Raw genomic sequence first — 19,620 nt, forward strand, 5'->3', positions numbered from 1 at the left:
AGCCGCGCGTGGCGGGAACGGGTGGACCTCAGCGCCGCGCGCCGACGTTGCGCGCGGGGCCGCGATGGCTCGGATCGAACATGGCGAGCAGGTAGATCAGCGCGAGGTACGGCCATGTCCAGGCGAGCCAGCGGGCCAGCACGTTGAAGTGGACATAGCGGCCTTGCCGCCACGACTGGAGTGCCGCTTCGTAGTAGGGGTTCGCCGGCAGCAGGTTCACGAGCACCAGCAGCACAATGAGCGCCGCCAGCGCGACGGCGCCGCGCAGCGCGCGCGGCCCGCGGCCCGCGACGAGCAGTACCAGTGCGCCGATGATCACGCCGTAGATGGCGCCCGCCGTCACCCAGTCGAATGCCTGCGCGGGCGAGAACTGCCACGCCGACGCGATGGCCTTGATCGCGAAAGCGCTGATGAACATTGCGCACAGCAATGGCACGCGCGGTGCCGTACGGCGCATCGCGAGCGTGGCGAGCAACCCCGCCAGGACGGTGCCGCTGGCACTCACCACCGTCTCCCACAGCGCGTGACTGGCGACAGCATCGAGTTCGGAAAGATAGTCCTGCAGTTGCCCCAATCGCGGCACCCAGTCGATCACCCGCCCGGTGACATCGGGGTCCTGCCAGAGCCATATCTGGCGCACCAGGTCGCCGTCGCCAAAGAGGAACTGCTGGGGGTAGGCCTGCGCCCACGGCCACAGGGCCAGCAATACGAGCAGCACGCTCGCGTGCCGCTCGAACCAGGCGAAGCGCAAGTGCCGCAACCATCCGCGATCGAGCAGCGGACTGGTGAGCGGTACCGCGATCGCGCCACCGATGAGCGCGCCCAGCGCGTTCGTGGCGAGATCGACGTTCGACGCGACCCGCGTCGGCAAATATGTCTGCAACGCCTCGATGCCGCAGGAAAGCAACGCGCCGAGCACGAAGGCGGCGATGACGGCTCGCACGCCCCGCCAGGCCGGGTGCAGGGCCAGCACGGTCAAGATGCCGAGCGGCAGGTATCCAAGCACGTTGGTGATCACATCGAACTGCGTGATCCAGCGGGGTAACGGCGCGAACAGGTAGTCGAACGGTCCCACCGCCGCACGTTGGAATTCGAACGGATACAGGCTCGCGTAGGCGATCAGCAGTATCAGGCAAAGCAGCGCCTGACGCGTGAGCGGCGAGGCGCGTCGTTGCCAGGGTTTGACATCCGGCTCGGTCATCGGCGGCGCGGTCCTATTGTGCGGGCACGCCCGCGGCCGGCGACGTGGCCGGCAACCCACGCGAGGACGCCGGCGCATGTGTGGCGGTCATGGCCGATGGCACCGGCACGCGCCCGGCGAGCCATTGGATCAGTTGCGTTTGCACCGCGTCGCTGGCCGCGGCCAGCGCGCGCGTGCCGCCGGCGGCGTCGGCACGTGCGGCGGGGGCCTGCGCACGTAGCGTCGTCTGCGCGAGCAGCTTCGGCCCGTCGAACAGCGTGGCACGTATCTGGACGACGCCACGGCTCGTCGACGCATTGTCGAAGTACTGCGCAAACTCCTCGAGTTCCACACGCAACGCGGGCGCAGCGCTCGGGTCGCCCGCCGCCAGCACCGGTCGGTCGACCGACAGGGCGGCGCGTAACCGATCGCCGAAGAGCCGTGCCGGCGACGCCAGCCATCGGCTGTTCGCATACCCGCGGGCCTGATCGCCATCGCTGGCAGGCAAGCGGTAGTAGATCGTGTCGACGTCGAGCCAGCTCGGCGCATTGACCACCACTTTGAGCGGCGACAGCCGCTGTCCGGCGGCGGCAACAACGTCCGGCGACGGCGCGGCGGCAGAGTGCGTGGCATGCGTGGCGGCGGCAGTGGTGGCGGCGGCATTGGCACCGCCCTTGGCCGATGCGGCGGGTATCGTCGGCGGACCGAGATCGAAGCGCGTCAGCGAGGCCGACGGCGCCTGGGCGGCGCATCCCGCCACCAGCAAGACCGCCGCGGCGCAAAGCCACCACGGGATCGGCGCACGCGCGCGATGGGCTCCTTCGCGCGGCGCGACGGCCGCGCCGTGGGCGTTGATCGCGTCGGTCGGGTCAGTCATCTCCCTCTCCCCTTGCATGACAGTGTTGCGCATTATTGACGCCCTCCACCGGGCCAGGAAAAACCCGTTTCGCCCGGACCGGGTGGCGGCGGCGACGTGCCGAACAGCAGCGCGCGCGGATTGCGGTTGATCGTCTCGGCCGCTTGACCGACCGCCTGCGTCGTAAAGCGCAGATCGTCCGAGAGCGTGTTCAGGCGCGGCAGCGCTTCCTGTTGCAGCGAACCTTCGAACGTTTCCATGGTGCCCTGGAACGCCGCCAGACTCGACGCCGCCTGATCGGCCGCGCGTCCCACGCTATCCAGGTTGCGCACTAGCGGCCCCTGCGGATCGGTCAATTGTTGGGTCAGACGATGCGCCCCGGCGAGCGTGCCATTGAGTTCGTGCAACGTGTCCGGCAACTGCGCCGTGACAGGTTCGAGCTGCTGCGCCACGCGATTCACGCTTTGCGCGGCCGCCTTCACGCTGTTGATCGAATCGAGCATGGCCTGCCGGTTCTCGGGCGACAGCAGCGTGTTGACCGAGGAGGTTGCCGATTCGAGCTGATGCACCAGGTTGTTGCCGCGCCGCTGCAGCTCGTCCACAAAACTCGGGCGCAGCCGCAACTGCGCGACATGCTTCTCGGACGACGGCAGCAACGTTCGGTCATGCCCATCGTCGTCCAGTTGCACGAAGGCCAACCCCGTTACGCCTTGATAGCTCAATGTAGCGAAGGTCGAGCGCGTCATCGGCGTGCCCTCGTTCACAAGAATGCGAATCAGGATCTGGCCCGGCGTGCGGGGGTCGAACTTGATCGACTCGACCTTCCCGACGGCCAGCCCGCGATAGCGCACGGCGGATTCCGGATTCAGCCCGGTCACATTGGTGTGCGCGACCAGATCGTAAGGCAGGCGTACGCGGTTGTCGCGATTGAACCAGTACACCGACGCGGCGACGGCGGCGAGCAACACCAGTGTGAAGAGGCCTGCCATGAAAGCGTGCGATTTATTTTCCATCGTCGAGTAACTCCGAAATCCTGGCGCGCCGCGCCGCGGGCAACGCCAGCAACGCGCGTCGGCCACGCTCACCGAGGAAGAAGCTGTGGATGAACGGATGATCGACCCGCACCACGTCTTCCACCGGCGCATTGACGAGCACCTTGCGCTCGGCGAGCACCGCCACCCGTGTGGCGAGCATCATCACGGTGTCCAGATCGTGCGTGACCATCACGACCGTCAGGCCGAGCGAGTGATGCAGGCCACGAATCATGTCCACGAATTCATCGGACGCCTGCGGGTCGAGCCCGGCCGTGGGCTCGTCGAGAAACAGCAGTTCCGGCTCGAGCGCGATGGCCCGAGCGATGCCCACACGCTTGATCATCCCGCCCGACAACTCCGACGGCATGCGGTTGGCCATGCGCCCCGACAGCCCCACCATCTCGAGCTTGTACATCACGACATCGCGAATCAGATCTTCCGACAGCGTGTGCAACTCGCGCAGTGGTTGCGCAATGTTGTCGAACACCGTCATCGCAGAGAACAGCGCACCGCGCTGAAACAGCATGCCCGAGCGACGGCGCAGCAGGTGCGAGGTGCGCCGATCGATCGACGTGATGTCGTGACCGAAGACGCTGATATGGCCATTGGTTGGCGATTCCAGCCCGATGATCTGCCGAATCAGCGTGGTCTTGCCCGACCCCGAGCCGCCGACGAGCGCGATGATCTCGCTTTGCCCCACGGTAAGATCAAGATGCTCGTGAATGGTGTGCGAGCCGTAGCGCTTGGTGAGATCACGAACTTCGATCACCGGCTCGGCGTCGCCCGACAGGCTCGACGAGACGGGCGGGCAACTCGCGGCGGCGCCGGATATCACATCGCCGACATCAGTCGACGCAGGCGCCGGCACTGACGCCGACACCGGCGCGGGCACAGCCGGAACGCCCGCCCTGGCGGGCGTCTGCGACCGATCGGGCACGGGAGACTTGGGCATCAGCCGATCCCCACGTTGCGGAACAGGATCGCGAAGATGGCATCGGCCAGGATCACGACGGTAATCGATGTCACCACGGACTGTGTCGTGCCCTCGCCGAGACTCTGCGTGTTCGGCTTTACGCGCATGCCGAAATGGCAGGCCACGAGCGCGATCAACATGCCGAAGACGCCTCCTTTTCCCAGGCCGATCCAAAGATTGGCGATGGGCACCGCGTTGGGTAGCGTGGTGAAGAAGTAGCGCAGCCCGATGCCAAGTTCGTACTTTGCCGCGAGCGCGCCGCCGAACAAGGCGATGATATTCGTCCACATGACGAGCAGCGGCATGGCGATGGACAGCGCAATGACCTTCGGCAGCACGAGCCGCAGCCCATGCGGGATGTCCATCACGCGCATGGCATCGAGTTCTTCGGTCACGCGCATCACGCCGAGCTGAGCGGTGATGGCCGACCCCGAGCGCCCCGCCACGAGAATGGCGGAAAGCACCGGGCCGAGTTCGCGAATCACCGCCAGCCCGAGGATGTTGACGATGAACGTGCTCGCCCCGTACAGCTTGAGCTGCTGGGCCGACAGATAGGACAGCACGATGCCGATCAGGAAGGCGACGAGTGCCGTGATGCCGAGCGCCTTGGCCCCCGCGCTGTAGATATTCGCGGACATCTCCAGCCACGGCGCGCGGATCGGATGACGAATGACGCGGCCGAGGTCGATGACGAAACGTCCGAACATCGTGACGCCATCGCGCAGATGATCGCCCAACGTGAAGAGCGACGCGCCCAGCCGGCTGATCGGATCGAGGCGGCGCGTGGGCGCCGGGCTCTGTCGCGAGCGATCGAATTCGGCAAGGTGATCGAAGAGCGCACGCTGTGTCGGCGTGAGCGCGATGCGCTCGGGAAACCGACGTTGCCAATAGCGCCAAAGCGCCTGCGCGCCGACGTGATCAAGTCGCTCGACGCTGGTCAGATCCCACGCCAGATCGCCCTGCGGCAGTGAATCCACCAGGCGCAGCAGCGTCTTCTTGCGCTGCGAGAGTGCCAGCGCTGTCCACAAGCCGCGAAGCATGACCACCGGGCCTTGCGCCGAGGTGGTCAGCTCGAGAGTGGGCACGGCATCGAGGTTCAAAACAGACGATCTCCTGGCTATCAACCCGCTGAAATCCGGCAAAACGCGGTCATTGTACGGTACAGGGGCGACCGGTCGATGGCAACCCGGCGCCGGCTGAAAACACGGCAGAACCGGCCGATTTGGGCCTCGGACAATACCGAAAAACGGGAATGGCTGCAGCGCAGACCGGCGCGGTACCGGCCTCGCCGCTACAATAGCAGCCATGAATAGCGCCGCACCCTCCTCGCCGAACGCCACCCCCGCTGCCGCAGCGGGGGCTTCGCCCGAACGCCCTGCCGAAGCGGGTGGCCAACCATCGCACGACATGCCATCGCGCCAGTTGGATGGCGACCGGATTCGCTCGGCGCTGGCCGCCACTTGCCGCGACTGGCAGGTCGACGTCGTCGAGACCACCGGCTCCACGAATCTCGATCTGCTCGCCCGCCTTCGCCAGGACACGTCGTGCGCGCCCATGGTGCGAGTTGCGATGCGCCAGACGGGCGGACGCGGGCAACGCGGCCGCGCCTGGCAAAGCGTGCCGGGCGACAGCCTCACGTTCTCGCTCGCCTATGTCATGCCGGGCGGTCCCGCCGATCTGGCCGGGTTGTCGCTCGCGACGGGCGTCGCGGTGGTGGAGGGACTCTCGGACCTGCCGCTGACGGCGCCGCACGCGCTCGGCCTGAAATGGCCCAACGATGTCCTGCTGCGCGGCGGCAAGCTCGCGGGCATCCTGATCGAAACGATCCCGGCGGGGCCCGGACACATCGGCGTCGTCATCGGCATCGGCGTCAATCTTCGTCGGGCCGCGGATGTCGCCGCACGCATCGACCATGCAGCGCCGTCCGACGGCAGTGTGACGTCATCGGCCGCCGTGCCGGCCACGCCGCCCGCGGCGCTCGAATCGGTGTTGGCGGATCCGGATATGTCGTCGGTGTTGATCGCTTTGGCCCCGCGTCTCGCCGCCATGCTGAATCGCTTTGCCGAGCAGGGTTTCGGCGTCTTCCGCGACGATTGGGAAGCGATGCACGCGTATGGCGGCGCGCCGATTCGCGTCATCGAAAATGGTCGCGATCTGTTGCAGGGCGTGGCGCTCGGTGTCGATTCGCAAGGCTGCCTGCGCGTGGCTACCCACACCGGCGAGCGCACCGTCTCGAGTGGCGAAGTGTCCGTGCGATTGCTCGATGCCTCCGGCACGCCTGGCGCCGAAAGGGGCCATCGATGAGCGCGGCCCGACGCACACCGCCGTCGCGTCCCGCAGACGGCGCGTCGCCTGCGGCAACCTCCGCGAGCCCACACCTCGTGAGCGGCACGCGTACCGTGCACGGCACCGGCGACACCCACGCTGCGGGCGCGAACAGCGCGCCGTGGCTGCTCGTCGATGCCGGCAACAGCCGGATCAAATGGGCGCTCGCGCCAGCCACGCGTCCTGAGAATTGGCGCGCGGCGTCGCCCTCGTTTCTTGCCAGCGGTGCGGTCGATCACGCGCAATGGCGCACGCTCGCCGCGCAAATTCGCGCGGGTTGGGCTGCGCTGGCCTCGGGCTCGGTCGACCAGGCCCACTTTGCGCCGAACCGGGCGCCGCTCGCCATCGGCCAGGGCGGCCAGGGCGGTCAGGGGGGGAAGGACGAAGGCTTCGTCTGCCCGGCACCGGCGGGGGTCTGGCTTGCGAACGTGGCGGGCGACGCGGCAGAGCAAGCCGTGCGCATGACACTGCAAACGCTGTGGGGCACGGCATCGGCCGATTGGCTGCAAATCTTGCGCGCGAGTGGATCGCGGGCAGGCGTGCGCAACGGTTATCACGTTCCCACCCAGCTCGGTAGCGACCGTTGGGCAAGCCTGATCGGCGCACACGCGGCGTGGCCGGGCGAACATCTGCTGATCGTTACGCTCGGCACGGCCACCACCGTGGAAGCCTTGCACGCGGACGGCGATTATCTCGGCGGACTGATCGCGCCGGGGCCTGCGCTGATGCTCCAGTCGCTGGCCGTCGGCACCGCACAATTGCCGTCGCTCGACGCCACCATGGCCTCCGGTGGACAGGCGTTCGCGCGCAGCACGACCGATGCCATTCTGCGCGGATGCGCTGCCGCACAGGCCGGCCTCGTCGAGCGCAGTCACGCGCAACTGCAGACGCAACTCGGCGCGCCAGTGCGTTGCGTGCTCGCGGGCGGCGCACGCCAGGCGCTCGCGCACACCCTGGCGCTACCCGTTACCGAACACGATCAACTGGTACCGGCCGGTTTATACGAGGTGGCGCTTCTTGCTGCCGAGTCTGGCGCGGGCGCGGCTGACGCCGCCGTTCCCCGTTTGACGGATGTTTCGGTACCCGCACCGCGCGATGCCGACCCTTCCCCTGGCGGAGCGTGAGATGTTGCGTGCGCTGTTGCTTGTCATGTTTCTCGCGGCGAACGCGGCACTCGCCGCCGTGCAGTTCGGCTGGCTGAAATGGCGGGATGTGCTGCCGACGACTGGCCGCGAACCGGCGCGTGTCGAGAAGCAACTCGCGCCGGAACGCATTCGATTGACCGGGGCAGCGATCAGCGGTCAGCCGCCCGCTGCCGCGGTCTCTGAGGCCGCCGGGGCATCGGCCGGGGGGACTCGCGATGCGCAAGCCTCCCGAGCGTCGGCATCAACGGGGGCTTCAGGCGCCGAAGAGACGGCAGGGGCGTCCGCAGGGGCGCCCTCGTCCGTGTCGCCATTGGCGACGGTGACCGCAAGTCAGGCAGTCGCCACCGCAACGACAAATGCAGTCTCGGCCGATGCGGCGGCCTCGCAGGCCGCCGCGGCGACTGTCGCTCCCCTCTGCCTGGATGTCGGCCCATTCGCCGCCAATGACGCACAACAAGCGCGCGGCCTTTTGCTCGCGGCACTGCCTTCGGGACAAGGTGACATTCAATCGGTGGCGCTCGACAAGCGGTACTGGGTGCATCTCGAGCCGGTGCCCAACAAAGTCGCCGCCGACAAACAGGTGGCGCAACTTCGCGCAGCAGGGGTGACAGAGTATTTCCTGCTCAATGGCGACGGCTCGGCGCTCGTCGTCTCGCTCGGGCTGTTCAACGACAAGGAGCGTGCGCTGCGCTTGATGGCCGCCGCGCAGAAGCGAGGCATCACGCCGCAGTTGAGCGAAAGGCCCAACGCAAAGAGCCGAATCGTCTACCGGATTGTGGGCATCAATGCGAATGCCGCCGCCCAGATTCGCGGCGTCGTGACGCAACAGTGGTCGGCGCAATGGGTACGGAGTTGCCCCTCCCCGACCGGTAACGCACCAGGGTGACGCTTGTGTCGCGTGGCGCTGCGTCGGATTGCAGCGGTTGCGGCTGGCTGCGTCGGGTACAGCCGGTTGCGCTGGTCTGAACGACTCCGAGCGGGTCCGAGTTGGTCTGGTGTGAGCTGGACTGGACTGGACTGGACTGGGATGGGATGAGTTGGACTGGGCTGAGTTCGACTGAGTGTGAGCTGAGCCGGTCCTGAGCCCGGCTCAGCCGATTCAGCCGACGCGCTTCAACGCCACCACAGGACGCACCACCCCAGTGTGGGTGCCCCGCGCATTCCGGATGGCGGGTGACACCCATGGCGCCAGCCCGGTCGTCTCGGGCGATTCGACCAGCCCCAGCGCCTTGAGCACCGCCACCGCCGCGGTATACAGCGCGCGCATATTGCCATCGACGACCTTGATCGCAATACCCAAGCCCGCGGAGCGAACGCCGATCGTCTGCACACCGTCGGCGCCGATCTTGGCCACCCAGTCTCCGGGCGCCATGCGCATGAACGCCAGATCGTTGCGCGCCGTGCCGGACACCATTTCCGGCTGCTGCGTCATGGCGGCGAACAAGGTCGCGAGTGCGGCATCGTCGCTCGCGGCAAGCCGGGCGTAGGCGGCGGCAAGCTTGTCGAGCGGCAACGCGTAGTTCGGCGCGGAGCATCCGTCGATGCCCAACGCCAGCGTGTCGCCCTTCACGCCGACAACATCGCCGACACGCGCGCGAATCGCCTGTTGCAGCGGATGGGCCGGATCCAGATAGGTATCGAGCGGCAGACCGTGTTGCACACAATACGCGAGGAAGCCCGCATGCTTGCCCGAGCAGTTGTGATGCAGCGACGTCGGCTTCAGATCCGCCGGCGCACGCTTTCCGGTGGCGGAATAGAACGTCGGCGTGTGGCAACCGCACTGCAAATGATGTTCGTCACACCCCGCCTTGTTCAGCAGACTTTGCACGCCCTCGACGTGGAACGTCTCACCCGAGTGGCTCGCACACAGCAGCGCCAGCTCCGGCTGCGTCAGCCCGAAATGCGCCACGCCATCGCCCTCGACGAACGGCAGCGCCTGAAACGGCTTGAGCGTGGAGCGCGAAAACGTCAGAAACGACGGGTCACCTGCGGCGTAGCGCAGACGCCCCTGCGCATCGACCACGGCCACGGCGCCGTAATGCACGCACTCCACCGTGTCGACGCCCATGGCGCCGCGGGTGACTTCAACGAGCGGGGCCAGATTCATGATTGGGCACGCACCTTCTTGAGCAGCGACGTCGTCGAGCGCTGATGTTCGAACGGAATGGCCAACGCCTTGCCGCCCCAGCCGCGAACGAGCGCAGACTCCGGCAGCTTGTCCATCTCGTAGTCGCCGCCTTTGACGAGAATGTCGGGACGCACGGCGGCAATCAGTGCCTCGGGCGTCGATTCGCCAAACGTCACGACGTAGTCGACGCTTTGCAACGCGGCGAGCAATGCCGCACGGTCGTTTTCGTTGTTGATCGGACGGTCGTCGCCTTTGCCGAGCGTGCGCACCGACGCGTCGCTGTTCACCCCAACGATAAGGCACGCCCCGAGTGCGCGCGCCTGCGCGAGATAGGTCACATGACCGCGATGCAGGATGTCGAACACGCCATTGGTGAACACCAGCGGTCGCGGCAGCGACGGCGCCAGCGCAGCGAGGGCCTCGCGAGACAGAATCTTGGCCTCGAAATCGGCCGGAGGAATGACTTGGGAAGCAGACATGACGATCGTTCGAAGTGGATGCGCTATTGTCCCACGCCTCGGAGGCGGTAACAAAAAAGGGGCCGAAGCCCCTTTTTTGTCGATACCGTCGGCGCCGAATGCGCCGAACGCGTGGTTACGATGCCGCGGCAACCGCCGGTGCGGCCACCGCCGCCAGACGGCTCGTAATTTCCTTGCGGTAGCGATTCAGGTCCTGCGCCGTCGCAAACGTGTGCTCGAACAGCAACGACATGTTGTGCAGAATGCGCTCGACGACCTTCTTCTCCCAGCTGTCGTCAAACTTGATTTGCTCGTCGAGCCAGTGCTCGAGCCACTCCGGCTCCGGCAGACGCGACTGCACCGTGTCGTTCGGGAACAGGTCCTTGTTCACGTGCAGGTTGGTCGGATGCAGCGGCTTTTCGGTGCGACGCGCCGAGGCCATCAGCACGCCGATCTTCGCGAACGCGGCACGCGCGTTGTCGCCAAAGCTCGTCAGTGCCTTCTTCATGTAGCGCAGGTAAGCGCCGCCATGACGCGCTTCGTCACGCGAGATGATTTCGTAGATGGCCTTGATCACCGGCTCGGTGTGCCATTCGGCCGCACGGCGATACCAGTGATTCAGGCGAATTTCGCCGCAGAAGTGCAGCATCAGCGTCTCGAGCGGCGGAGCCGGGTCGAATGGAAAACGCACGGCATGCAGTTCGGCTTCGGTCGGCACGAGGTCCGGGCGGAACCGGCGCAGGTATTCCATAAGCACCAGCGAGTGCTTCTGCTCTTCGAAGAACCACACGCTCATGAACGCGGAGAAGTCGCTGTCGTCACGGTTGTCGCGCAGGAACATCTCGGTGGCCGGCAGCGCCGCCCATTCCGTGATGGCATTCATCTTGATGGTGCGCGCCTGATCGTCGGAGAGCTGGCTGGCGTCGAACTTGTCCCAAGGAATGTCCTTCTCCATGTTCCAACGCACTGCCTCCAACGACTTGTACAGTTCGGGATACAGCATTTCGTTCATTTCAATTACCCCCAAGGTCGCGAGACCTTACACCAGGACTCAAGATAGTATTGTGAAAGTTTACGCCGAATTTCGACAGACAAAACGGTGAGCGTGTCGTGGGCGGCCCCCGCCGTCCGACTTCACGTCTTGAACCCTGCCGTCGCTGAAGGACGACGAATTAACGCCTGTAATCTGGCCGCATCCTGGCGATATGGCTTAGAGCGACCCTACTAAAATATAGGCAAACTCTTGAATCATAACATAAAAGCCGTTTAATCCCGCCAACGCCGCCCCTCATGTGACGGTAATGCGTCGTAATTTTGACGCCCGTCAAATTGTCACGCAACGCGCCTATGCTCGAGGCATCGCGGGCGTTCCGAACCGCCGCCGGCGGCAAGATTGCGCCGCGCCGCCGCCTTGGCCGTCACAGGCATCGGGGCCTGCGAATGCGGATGCCACGGCAGCAGGTCAGGGTTTGCCCCTGTGCCACGGGCCTGCGCGAGCGGCGTCCGATGGTCTACGCTGAAAGCAATCGTTCCGTACCTGCGACCGGGTTCCAGAATCCATCCCTGCCGACGCCGCAATGCCATTTTCGCGCCGCGCTTTGAGGATAGTTCTCAGTCGCAAATACGCAACACATTGTATCGGCCGGCGCATAGGCAGAACGAACCCTGCGCCGCCAACGGGCCTACCGACTCGACTGGATCCTTGACCGATAAGGAGCCGAGCATGGCAACTCGTCCCGTACTTGCCGCATGGCTACGCACCGCCTGCTTTCTGGCGACGGTGGTAACAGCCCCCGGCGCCCTGGCGTTCGACGCCGGGCAACTGGCGTCGCAGGAAATCCCTACCGCTCATCTGGTCGGCCGCGGCTCCTTCACCCGCCTGGGTTTTCATCTTTACGACGCAGAACTCTTCTCCGGCGCCGAGCACGTCAGCGCCAACTGGAGTGCGCACCCCCTGGTGCTGGACCTACGCTACGCGCGCAGTTTCAAATCGCACACGCTGGTGCAGCGAAGTCTGATCGAGATGAACAAGCTCCAGGTGGCTACCGACGCCCAACGGCAGCATTGGGCCGAAGCCCTGGCGCACATCCTGCCCGACGTCACGGCTGGACAGCACTTGACCGGCGTCTTCCAGCCTGGCGACGGCACACGATTCTTCTCGGACGGCAAACTGATCGGTCAGATCGCGGGCGACGCCTTCGGCCGCGCATTCTTCGCGATATGGCTGGATCCGCGCACCAGTGCCCCCGACCTTCGTGCCGATCTGATCAGCGACGCGCGCTGAACGCCCGCGCGGCAGCGACTGCCGCGTGTCTCATCGACGCCACGCGCGAGGCGACATCACGGCGCAAGAGCGCGCTGCCGAGGTAAATTGACGGGAGGCCGATCCCGGCGACGCGCGTTCGGGACGGGAGAGACCGGCCCCGCCCAAGGCATGGACGGGCTCATCGAATCGCGCTGTCACAGCGCCCACGCGAGTGTGCCTATGGATATCGATCACGCTGCGTCGCTCACGCGCCTGACACGCTACTTCGAGACTCTCACCCGCCAAAGCGTCGGGAATCTCGGTGAGTTCTACGCGCCCAATGTTTATCTCAAGACGCCGCTGCACGAGGTGCGCAGCGCGGCCGAAGTGGCCACGCTGCTCACGCATCTGTTCGAGCGGGTCGATGTGCCACGCATCGAATTCACCGCCACGCTGCTGCAACACAATCAGGCGCTGCTCGTCTGGAACCTGCATTTCCACGCCAAGCGGTGGCTCGAGGACGAACAGGTCATCCACGGCGCCTCCCACCTTCGTCTCGCCGTGGACGGGCGCGTGGCCTATCAGCGCGACTATTGGGACGCCACTGAAGATATCTACGTCAAGCTCCCCATCTTTGGACGTCTATTGCGTTGGCTACGCCATCGACTGTTTCGCTGAGACGTCGGCACACGGCCATTTGCCAAAGGGCAGTTTTCTTCAATACACGGCGTCCGTCGCCGCCTACATTCGGAACCTCGCTTCACCCGCTTTCTTCAGCATCGAGGGATCCGATGACACTTTTCTATTCAATGGCGGCGTTCGCATTGGCCGCTTCGATCACGCCGGGTCCGGTCAATGTCGTGGCGCTGGGCGCAGGCGCGTGCTATGGCCTCGGACCGAGCCTGCGTCATGTGACAGGTGCGACGGTGGGCTTCGTCGCGTTGCTCGTTTCAGTCGGCTTCGGCGTACACGAGTTACTGCACCGCATGCCCGTACTGATGCACGCGATTCAGTGGTTCGGCGTGGCGTTCCTGCTTTATATGGCCTACAAACTGGCGATCGATAACGGCGTGTTGAACGACGCCGACACGCAGCGTGGCCCGACAATATCGAAAGGCGCCGTCATGCAGTGGCTCAATCCGAAAGCCTGGCTCGCGGCGCTGGCCGGAATGGGCGCGTACACGGCAGGTGATCCCGCGCGCATCTGGCAATTCGCGGCGATCTACTTTGTCGTTTGCTGGTGCTCGGTGGGATGCTGGGCCGCCGCGGGTGCGATGTTGCGTCATCGCATGCGCGACGCGCGGCGCGTGCGGCGTCTGAACTGCGCGATGGCGGCGCTGTTGGCGGGAAGTGCCGTGTATCTTGTCGCGACCGGCTAAGGAAACATGCGCCTTCGCGGCGTCGAATCAGGCGGCGTGCGGCTCCCGGTAATGCCCAGGCGTCGTGGCGAGGCGTTGCTTGAAGGCGCGTTGGAAATGCGCCTGGTCCGCGAAGCCCGCATCGAGCGCCACCTCGGCAATGGCATGTCCACGACGCAGTCGGCGCCGTGCATATTGAATCCGCTGGTCCATGAGAAAGGCGTGCGGCGTGAGTCCGTATTGCTCTCGAAAGACGCGTGTCAGATAAGACGCCGATAGGCCCGCCGCCGCGCAAATCTGCGCAAGCGTCAGCGCCTCTGTGCAGTGCGCACGGATGAAATCGGCGGCGCGGCGCAGCTTGTGCGAGTCGTCCCGCATCGGTTGCGGCGCAGGGTTCAACCGCTCATGCACGTCAATGAAAAACTGCTGCACCACGCTCTCGCGCTCAAGCCGGTCGCGCGTCGCGTCGGTGCAAACGTCATAGAGCCGGTTAAACCCCCGGTACAACACCGGATCGTCAGCGGACATCGGGTCGAACAAATGCAGATCCTGTCCATGCCCGAAACCCAGTTCTCGTTGCGTTTCGCGCAACCACACCGTGTCGACGAACAGCATCCGATAGGCCCACGCCTCGTCGTCAATGGGATTGCAAGCATGCACCGCGTCAGGGTTCATCACGACAACGCTGCCGCGGCCCACCCTCTCGTGTGCCCGGCCATTCCGATAGGTACTGCGCCCTCCCGTCACGGCGCCGATGGAAAACGTCTCATGGCTGTGCAACGCGTAGCAGACGCGACGCCCATCGCGCACTTCTCGCGCTTCGAGAAACGGCAGCGCCGGATCGCGCCAGAACGTCGACGGATACGGACACGCAACAGTGGATTTCGACATAGGGGCAGGTTCAGTGAAGACAACAACTCATGCGGCCGGCTTGCCAGTATCCGCCACGGCGGCGGGCGACTCCGCCGATAGCGGCGAATTCGCCGGCAATCCACCGCCCCCAACCGCGCCAGCCTCGACACGATGGAGCGGGCTCGTGCCATCCGCTTCCGCCACGAGCCATGCCGCAATCGCGTCGCGCTGCGCGTAGGCATCGGCCTCGCCCAGCGCAATGAGTTCCTGCGTGTAGGACGACTCGAACAGCAGGTAGCTGGCGAAGGCGGCACCGCGCGCTTCGTCCGCCCCGATCGCGCCGAGGATCGTTCGAACGGCCCGCGGCAACTGTTGCAGATGCCGCGCCGCGATCGGCTCGATGCGCTGGCTTGGCGAGATCAAAAGCGTCTCGATGGGTCGCCAGCCGCTCGACTCGCGTTGTGCTTCGGGCACATACCGCAGCACGTTGTTGATGTGCTGGAGACGCTCCAGATCCGCCGACAGGCCATCGATGAACACGCTGGCGAGCGCCTGCCCGCCGATCTGCGCAAGACTGGGGTACCCGCCGATGCGCTCGCCGCTGCTGTCGAGCCCGTACTGGCCGTGCGCCGCGCCAATGATCAGGATGCGGGTGGCGCCCAGATGGATCGGCGGACTGAGCGGCGCAATCTGACGCATCGATCCGTCACCGAAATATTCCGGCTGCCCGTCGAGATCGAGTTCGACGGCGGGGAAGAGAAACGGGATCGCGCTCGATGCCAGCAAGTGCTCGACGCTCAACGGCACCGCGCGCGCCAGACGCAGCGAACGCTTCCAGGCCTGGATCGGCTCGGCGCTCTGATAGAAGGTGACGTGCTTGCCCGACGAGTACGAGAGCGCCGTCACCGACAAGGCCTCGAGCGCGCCAGACGCAAACACGTCGGGCAGCCGATCGAGGCGGATCGCGCTGCGCAGCATATCGCCCAGGGGCGACCAGTCGAACAGCGAACGCGGCGAACGGCGCAGCGCCCAACCCAGCGACAGTGCGGCCAGCCAACGCGCGCCGGTGCCCGCCATCCCCAGCGAGTCCGCGCGGAACACCTGACCGGCATGGAATTGACGCCACACCGCATCGAGCTTCATGACCCCATGCTGGAAATCGTCGGCATGCGAAGCGAGTGCCGCCGCGTTGATCGCACCAGCGGAGGTGCCACAGACAATGGGAAATGGAATCGCCCGCCGCGACGGCAGCACTTCACGTTGGATCGCGGCAATCGCCGCCAGCACGCCCACCTGATACCCCGCGCGTGCCCCGCCGCCCATCAGGACGAGGCCGGTACGTTCGCCTGAAATCATGGGGGCCTCCTCCCGCCGTGGTTAGCGCTGTCGTTGTCGTTGTCGTTGCGGTTGCGGTTGCCGCTGTCGTTGCGGCTGTCCCTGCCGCCGCGGTGGGTGCCACCGTCACCCGACCGCGTGCGTCGCGCCAGCGCGACGACGTCACCACTTCCACGAGGCTTGCTTGCCCGGTGGCTTGCCCGCGGCAGGGGCCGCCTTTGCCGAGGTTTTGGCGGCGGTCTTGGCCGCTGCCGATTTCGCCGGCGTCGTCTTGCTGGCGGGCGCACGCTTGGCGGCGGTCTTGCCTGCCGCCTTCGTCGACCCCGCCGCACGCTGGGAGGCGCCGGCCTTTGCCGAGGCCTGGCCGGACGCCTTCGCGGAGGCCGTCCCAGCCGTCGCCGCTGATTTCGCGGACTTCGCCGGCTTTGCCGGTGCGGCCTGCGTCGTCTTGGCGGCCGCCTCCGACATTTGCGCCGCGGCGGCTTCCGTCATCTGGGCGGCCGACACACCGGCCGCCTGCGCGGCAGCGGCAATCTGATCGAACTGCGCGCGCATGGCGTTAAACCACATCGACGGATCCAGGGCACCGTAAGCGTTGCCTGCCTGCGAGAATGGTGATTGCGCGTCGCCGCCTGTCGCCGCGGCTTCCTCTGACGCAGCCGCCGCTTCGGGCGCCGCCGGTTCTGGCTCAGGCTCGGGTTCCGGCGCGCTCGCCGGCGGTTCGACGTCCTGTGCCGGCGCCTCGGCGGCAAACGGCGAGCGCCAGAAGTTCGCCGTGCCTGCCTGTCCAAACGGCGACGCGCTCGCCTGCGTATCGCCTGCCGCGCCGAAGGTACCAGTGCCGAACGCGCGCAGCGTCGCATAGGTGGCCCGTTGCACTTCGAAGGCCTGAATTGTCGAGCGCAGCACGTTCAGGTTGAGCGTGAGCCACTGCTCTACCGCACGCATCTCGGCGATACGGTTTTCGATCTCCTCGGGATCGAGCAACGGCGCCGCGCTCTGCATCAACTGCGTGAGCGGCGAGGTGAAGGTCGCGGGCGGGCTGAAGGCTTCCCACATCTTCTTGAGAATGTCGAAGCCGTTGGGCATGGCACTCGTCGAATCGCTCATTACGGTCTCCAGTCACAGTCGGGGAACGCGCCGCCTGCGGGGTGATCCCGGCAAGGCGCGCGCGTCCTGAGCGCCATCCCGCGCGCATCGACGCGCGAGGGGCGTATGGGTATCGATCATACGCCGAGCGTGCGCCAGTGGTGTGTCAGAACGGGGCGTCGCCGCGATAATCCGGCGCACGACGCTCGCGCAGCGACGCAATGCCCTCGCGTACGTCCGGCCCCGCGAAGCCCATGAATTCGAGCGCGAGCGACGCGTCGAACGACGGCCCCGCGCTGCGCAGCCAGTTGTTCAGCGCGTACTTGGTCCAGCGAATGGCGGTGGTCGAGCCGCGCGCGAGCTTGTCGGCCACTTCGAACGCGCGCGGCAGCAGGTCGGCTTCGTCGACGGTGAGCGACACGAGTCCGATGCGCTCGGCCTCTTCGCCCGTGACCGGCTCGCACAGCAGCAGGTAGTACTTCGCCTTCGCCATGCCGCACAGCAGCGGCCAGACGATGGCGGCGTGATCTCCCGCCGCGACGCCCAGTCGCGTATGTCCATCGATGATGCGCGCGGTCTTCGCGGCAATCGAGATGTCCGCCAGCAGGCCCGCGACCAACCCGGCCCCCACGGCCGGGCCGTGCATGGCCGAGACGATCGGCTTGCTGCAGTTGATCACGTTGTAGACGAGATCGCGCGCCTCGCGCCATACCCGGGCGCGCACGGCGAAATCGTCGGCCATGTCTTCCACAAGCGACAGATCGCCGCCGCCGGAAAACCCTTTGCCTTCGCCGCGAATGACCACCGCGCGCGTCTCGGTGTCGCGATCGATGTCGCGCCACACGTCGGCCAGTTCCTGGTGCATGCGATGGTCGGCCGTCGACAGGCCACTCTTGTTCGCCCCCGCGCCCATGATGAGTTCGAGCACGCCATTGGGATGCCGCTTGAACTGCAGCGACTGGTAGTGTTGATACGGGTCTTGCGACATGGCTTACCGCTCCAAAAAAATATCCCCGCACAGGCGGGGATTGGGAAACGGCGGCACCGGACAAAGCCGGCGCCACCGACGGTCAACGGGTTGTGGATGCGCACGGCGCCGGCCGCCTCCCGGTCATGCCGGATCGGCGGGACGCTCCCTCACGTCCCCTTCACGCCCCGCTCACGGCGCGAGTTGCCACTTGCCGTTGACGATCTCGACCATCACGCGGGCGCGCTGGTCGAGGCCGAGGTGATCGGTCGGGCTCATGTTGATCACGCCGTTCGTCACGTGCATGTTCTTGCTCGTCTCGAGCGCATCGCGCAGCGCCTTGCGGAATTCCGGCGTGCCCGGCTTGGCCGTCTTCAGCGCGATCGGAATGGCGCGCTGGAGCAGGATGCCCGCATCCCACGCATACGAGCCGAAAGCCGCCACCGTCCCGGCGCCGAACTTGGCTTCGTACTTCTTGATGTAATCGAGCGCCACCGCCTTGGCCGGATGGTCGTTCGGCAGTTGCGACGCCACGAGCACCGGGCTCGCCGGCAGGAAGGTGTTGTTGCAATCCTTGCCGCACACGCGCAGGAAATCGTTATTGCCAACGCCGTGATTGTGATACACGAGGCCCTTGTAACCGCGCTCGGCCAGTGCCTTCGGCGGCAGGGCGGCAGGCGTGCCGGCCGCGCCCACGACGACGGCGTCCGGATGCGTGGCCATGATCTTCAGGATCTGCCCCGTCACGCTCGGGTCGGTGCGTGCGAAGCGCTCGCTGGCGACCATCTTGATCTTGTGCAGACCGGCGAACTTCGCGACTTCTTCGTAAAACGCCTCACCCAGGGCATCGCCCTGGCCGATGAACGCCATCGTCTTCACGCCATGACGGCTCGCATGCTCGGCGATGGCCGACGCCATCTGCGCATCGGTCTGCGGCGTCTTGAACATCCAGTAACGCTTGGCATCGACCGGCTCGATGATGCGCGCCGACGACGCCAGCGAAATCGTGGGCGTCGTGCCGCTGGCGATCACATCGATCATCGCCAGCGTATTCGGCGTGATCGACGAGCCGATGATGGCGTCGACGTGATTCTCGGAGATGAGCTTCTTGGTGTTCTGAACGGCGGTCGTGGTATCCGACGCGTCGTCGAGCACGATGTATTCGACCTTCTGGCCACCGATCTCGGTCGGCAGCATGGTGATCGTATTGCGCTCGGGAATGCCAAGCGATGCGGCCGGTCCGGTGAGCGAGATGTTCACGCCGATCTTGACCTGAGCGGCAGCACCGCCGGCCAACGCCAGCAACATCGCACCCAACAGGGCAGTGCGCACGGGGTTTCGCATGGAAAGTCTCCTGGTCTGGTCTGGCCTGCGCTCGGTTTTTCTCTTGCACGGGCCGCCCGGAACGGAGGCCTCGCGCCGCGCCGGCGAAAGTTAGGGCCGGCTCGCCCACCCGATAGGGGTGCGAACCGACTCAAGGAGACAAAGCATAGCGGAGCCGGAATTGCATGCCATATCCGGGTTCACCCTACGCAGGTATCCCGACGCCTCGCATCGGCCCGCCGTTTCCGGTGCGCTGCGGCCCCTTCAACACCGCCCTCCGGATGGACGGGAGCCCCGTTCCGCCTCTCAGACACAAACCCAACTCGCTGCAGAAAGGGGCCTCGGTCCATCC

19 protein-coding genes are annotated in these 19,620 nt (G+C 65.9%); 6 read left to right on the forward strand and 13 right to left on the reverse strand.

Translation table 11 applies throughout. The features are described 5' to 3' along the window. Nucleotides 1-28 precede the first annotated feature (28 nt). Genes PEP31012_RS06430 through PEP31012_RS06450 form a run of 5 tightly spaced genes read right to left on the reverse strand, consistent with a single transcriptional unit; the run spans nucleotide 29 to nucleotide 5,143 of the window. Nucleotides 29-1,201 carry a VanZ family protein gene (locus PEP31012_RS06430; RefSeq protein WP_150588486.1) on the reverse strand — a complete coding sequence of 391 codons (1,173 nt, stop codon included), beginning with the start codon at nucleotides 1,199-1,201 and terminating at the stop codon, nucleotides 29-31. A gap of 13 nt (nucleotides 1,202-1,214) precedes the next feature. Further along, nucleotides 1,215-2,057: an ABC-type transport auxiliary lipoprotein family protein gene (locus tag PEP31012_RS06435; RefSeq protein WP_150588487.1), complete on the reverse strand. Its 843-nt coding sequence runs from the start codon at nucleotides 2,055-2,057 to the stop codon at nucleotides 1,215-1,217. 32 nt (nucleotides 2,058-2,089) lie between these two features. Beyond that, nucleotides 2,090-3,049, reverse strand: coding sequence for an MlaD family protein (locus PEP31012_RS06440; RefSeq protein ID WP_150588488.1), 960 nt, complete (start codon nucleotides 3,047-3,049; stop codon nucleotides 2,090-2,092). Then, nucleotides 3,039-4,022 (reverse strand): ATP-binding cassette domain-containing protein, encoded by a 984-nt coding sequence (locus PEP31012_RS06445; protein WP_246171168.1) that lies wholly within the window; start codon nucleotides 4,020-4,022, stop codon nucleotides 3,039-3,041. Before PEP31012_RS06445 ends, PEP31012_RS06440 begins: the two co-directional genes overlap by 11 nt. Next, on the reverse strand, nucleotides 4,022-5,143 hold the full coding sequence (locus PEP31012_RS06450; RefSeq protein ID WP_150588489.1) for an MlaE family ABC transporter permease: 1,122 nt from the start codon (nucleotides 5,141-5,143) through the stop codon (nucleotides 4,022-4,024). The genes PEP31012_RS06445 and PEP31012_RS06450 overlap by 1 nt, the downstream gene beginning before the upstream one ends. 205 nt (nucleotides 5,144-5,348) lie before the next feature. On the opposite strand from PEP31012_RS06450, the gene PEP31012_RS06455 reads away from it, so the two are divergent. The 3 genes from PEP31012_RS06455 to PEP31012_RS06465 are packed head-to-tail and all read left to right on the forward strand — an operon-like array spanning nucleotide 5,349 to nucleotide 8,399. Then, nucleotides 5,349-6,347, forward strand: coding sequence for a biotin--[acetyl-CoA-carboxylase] ligase (locus PEP31012_RS06455; protein ID WP_150588490.1), 999 nt, complete (start codon nucleotides 5,349-5,351; stop codon nucleotides 6,345-6,347). Continuing rightward, nucleotides 6,344-7,492 (forward strand): type III pantothenate kinase, encoded by a 1,149-nt coding sequence (locus PEP31012_RS06460; protein ID WP_150588491.1) that lies wholly within the window; start codon nucleotides 6,344-6,346, stop codon nucleotides 7,490-7,492. Before PEP31012_RS06455 ends, PEP31012_RS06460 begins: the two co-directional genes overlap by 4 nt. Continuing rightward, on the forward strand, nucleotides 7,464-8,399 hold the full coding sequence (locus PEP31012_RS06465; RefSeq protein WP_150588492.1) for an SPOR domain-containing protein: 936 nt from the start codon (nucleotides 7,464-7,466) through the stop codon (nucleotides 8,397-8,399). The genes PEP31012_RS06460 and PEP31012_RS06465 overlap by 29 nt, the downstream gene beginning before the upstream one ends. Before the next feature lie 213 nt (nucleotides 8,400-8,612). On the opposite strand, the gene PEP31012_RS06470 is transcribed toward PEP31012_RS06465, so the two are convergent. From PEP31012_RS06470 to PEP31012_RS06480, 3 genes are all read right to left on the reverse strand, one after another. Beyond that, nucleotides 8,613-9,620 carry an asparaginase gene (locus tag PEP31012_RS06470; RefSeq protein WP_150588493.1) on the reverse strand — a complete coding sequence of 336 codons (1,008 nt, stop codon included), beginning with the start codon at nucleotides 9,618-9,620 and terminating at the stop codon, nucleotides 8,613-8,615. Beyond that, nucleotides 9,617-10,120 (reverse strand): D-glycero-beta-D-manno-heptose 1-phosphate adenylyltransferase, encoded by a 504-nt coding sequence (gene rfaE2 / locus PEP31012_RS06475; RefSeq protein ID WP_150588494.1) that lies wholly within the window; start codon nucleotides 10,118-10,120, stop codon nucleotides 9,617-9,619. The genes PEP31012_RS06470 and rfaE2 overlap by 4 nt, the downstream gene beginning before the upstream one ends. Before the next feature lie 115 nt (nucleotides 10,121-10,235). Next, nucleotides 10,236-11,111, reverse strand: a complete 876-nt coding sequence (locus tag PEP31012_RS06480) for a ferritin family protein (protein ID WP_150588495.1) — start codon at nucleotides 11,109-11,111, stop codon at nucleotides 10,236-10,238. A gap of 711 nt (nucleotides 11,112-11,822) precedes the next feature. On the opposite strand from PEP31012_RS06480, the gene PEP31012_RS06485 reads away from it, so the two are divergent. The 3 genes from PEP31012_RS06485 to PEP31012_RS06495 all read left to right on the forward strand — a co-directional run bounded on the left by PEP31012_RS06485 (nucleotide 11,823) and on the right by PEP31012_RS06495 (nucleotide 13,723). Beyond that, a complete protein-coding gene (locus PEP31012_RS06485; RefSeq protein WP_150588496.1) occupies nucleotides 11,823-12,383 on the forward strand; it encodes a chalcone isomerase family protein in 561 nt (186 codons plus the stop codon). A 201-nt stretch (nucleotides 12,384-12,584) separates the two neighbouring features. Continuing rightward, nucleotides 12,585-13,022: a nuclear transport factor 2 family protein gene (locus PEP31012_RS06490; protein ID WP_174978137.1), complete on the forward strand. Its 438-nt coding sequence runs from the start codon at nucleotides 12,585-12,587 to the stop codon at nucleotides 13,020-13,022. A 113-nt stretch (nucleotides 13,023-13,135) separates the two neighbouring features. After that, complete coding sequence (locus PEP31012_RS06495) at nucleotides 13,136-13,723, forward strand: LysE family translocator (RefSeq protein ID WP_150588498.1); 588 nt, start codon at nucleotides 13,136-13,138, stop codon at nucleotides 13,721-13,723. Nucleotides 13,724-13,750: 27 nt separating this feature from the next. On the opposite strand, the gene PEP31012_RS06500 is transcribed toward PEP31012_RS06495, so the two are convergent. The 5 genes from PEP31012_RS06500 to PEP31012_RS06520 all read right to left on the reverse strand — a co-directional run bounded on the left by PEP31012_RS06500 (nucleotide 13,751) and on the right by PEP31012_RS06520 (nucleotide 19,289). Then, entirely contained in the window at nucleotides 13,751-14,593 is an 843-nt protein-coding gene (locus PEP31012_RS06500; RefSeq protein ID WP_150588499.1) for an AraC family transcriptional regulator, read from the reverse strand. A gap of 27 nt (nucleotides 14,594-14,620) precedes the next feature. After that, complete coding sequence (locus PEP31012_RS06505; protein ID WP_150588500.1) at nucleotides 14,621-15,910, reverse strand: patatin-like phospholipase family protein; 1,290 nt, start codon at nucleotides 15,908-15,910, stop codon at nucleotides 14,621-14,623. A 141-nt stretch (nucleotides 15,911-16,051) separates the two neighbouring features. Further along, nucleotides 16,052-16,999 (reverse strand): PhaM family polyhydroxyalkanoate granule multifunctional regulatory protein, encoded by a 948-nt coding sequence (locus PEP31012_RS06510; RefSeq protein ID WP_150588501.1) that lies wholly within the window; start codon nucleotides 16,997-16,999, stop codon nucleotides 16,052-16,054. Nucleotides 17,000-17,144: 145 nt separating this feature from the next. Beyond that, a complete protein-coding gene (locus tag PEP31012_RS06515) occupies nucleotides 17,145-17,966 on the reverse strand; it encodes an enoyl-CoA hydratase/isomerase family protein (RefSeq protein ID WP_150588502.1) in 822 nt (273 codons plus the stop codon). 171 nt (nucleotides 17,967-18,137) lie between these two features. Continuing rightward, nucleotides 18,138-19,289: an ABC transporter substrate-binding protein gene (locus PEP31012_RS06520; RefSeq protein WP_150588503.1), complete on the reverse strand. Its 1,152-nt coding sequence runs from the start codon at nucleotides 19,287-19,289 to the stop codon at nucleotides 18,138-18,140. Nucleotides 19,290-19,620 lie beyond the last annotated feature (331 nt).

The organism is Pandoraea eparura, from assembly GCF_902459725.1.
GTDB classification, from domain to species: domain Bacteria; phylum Pseudomonadota; class Gammaproteobacteria; order Burkholderiales; family Burkholderiaceae; genus Pandoraea; species Pandoraea eparura.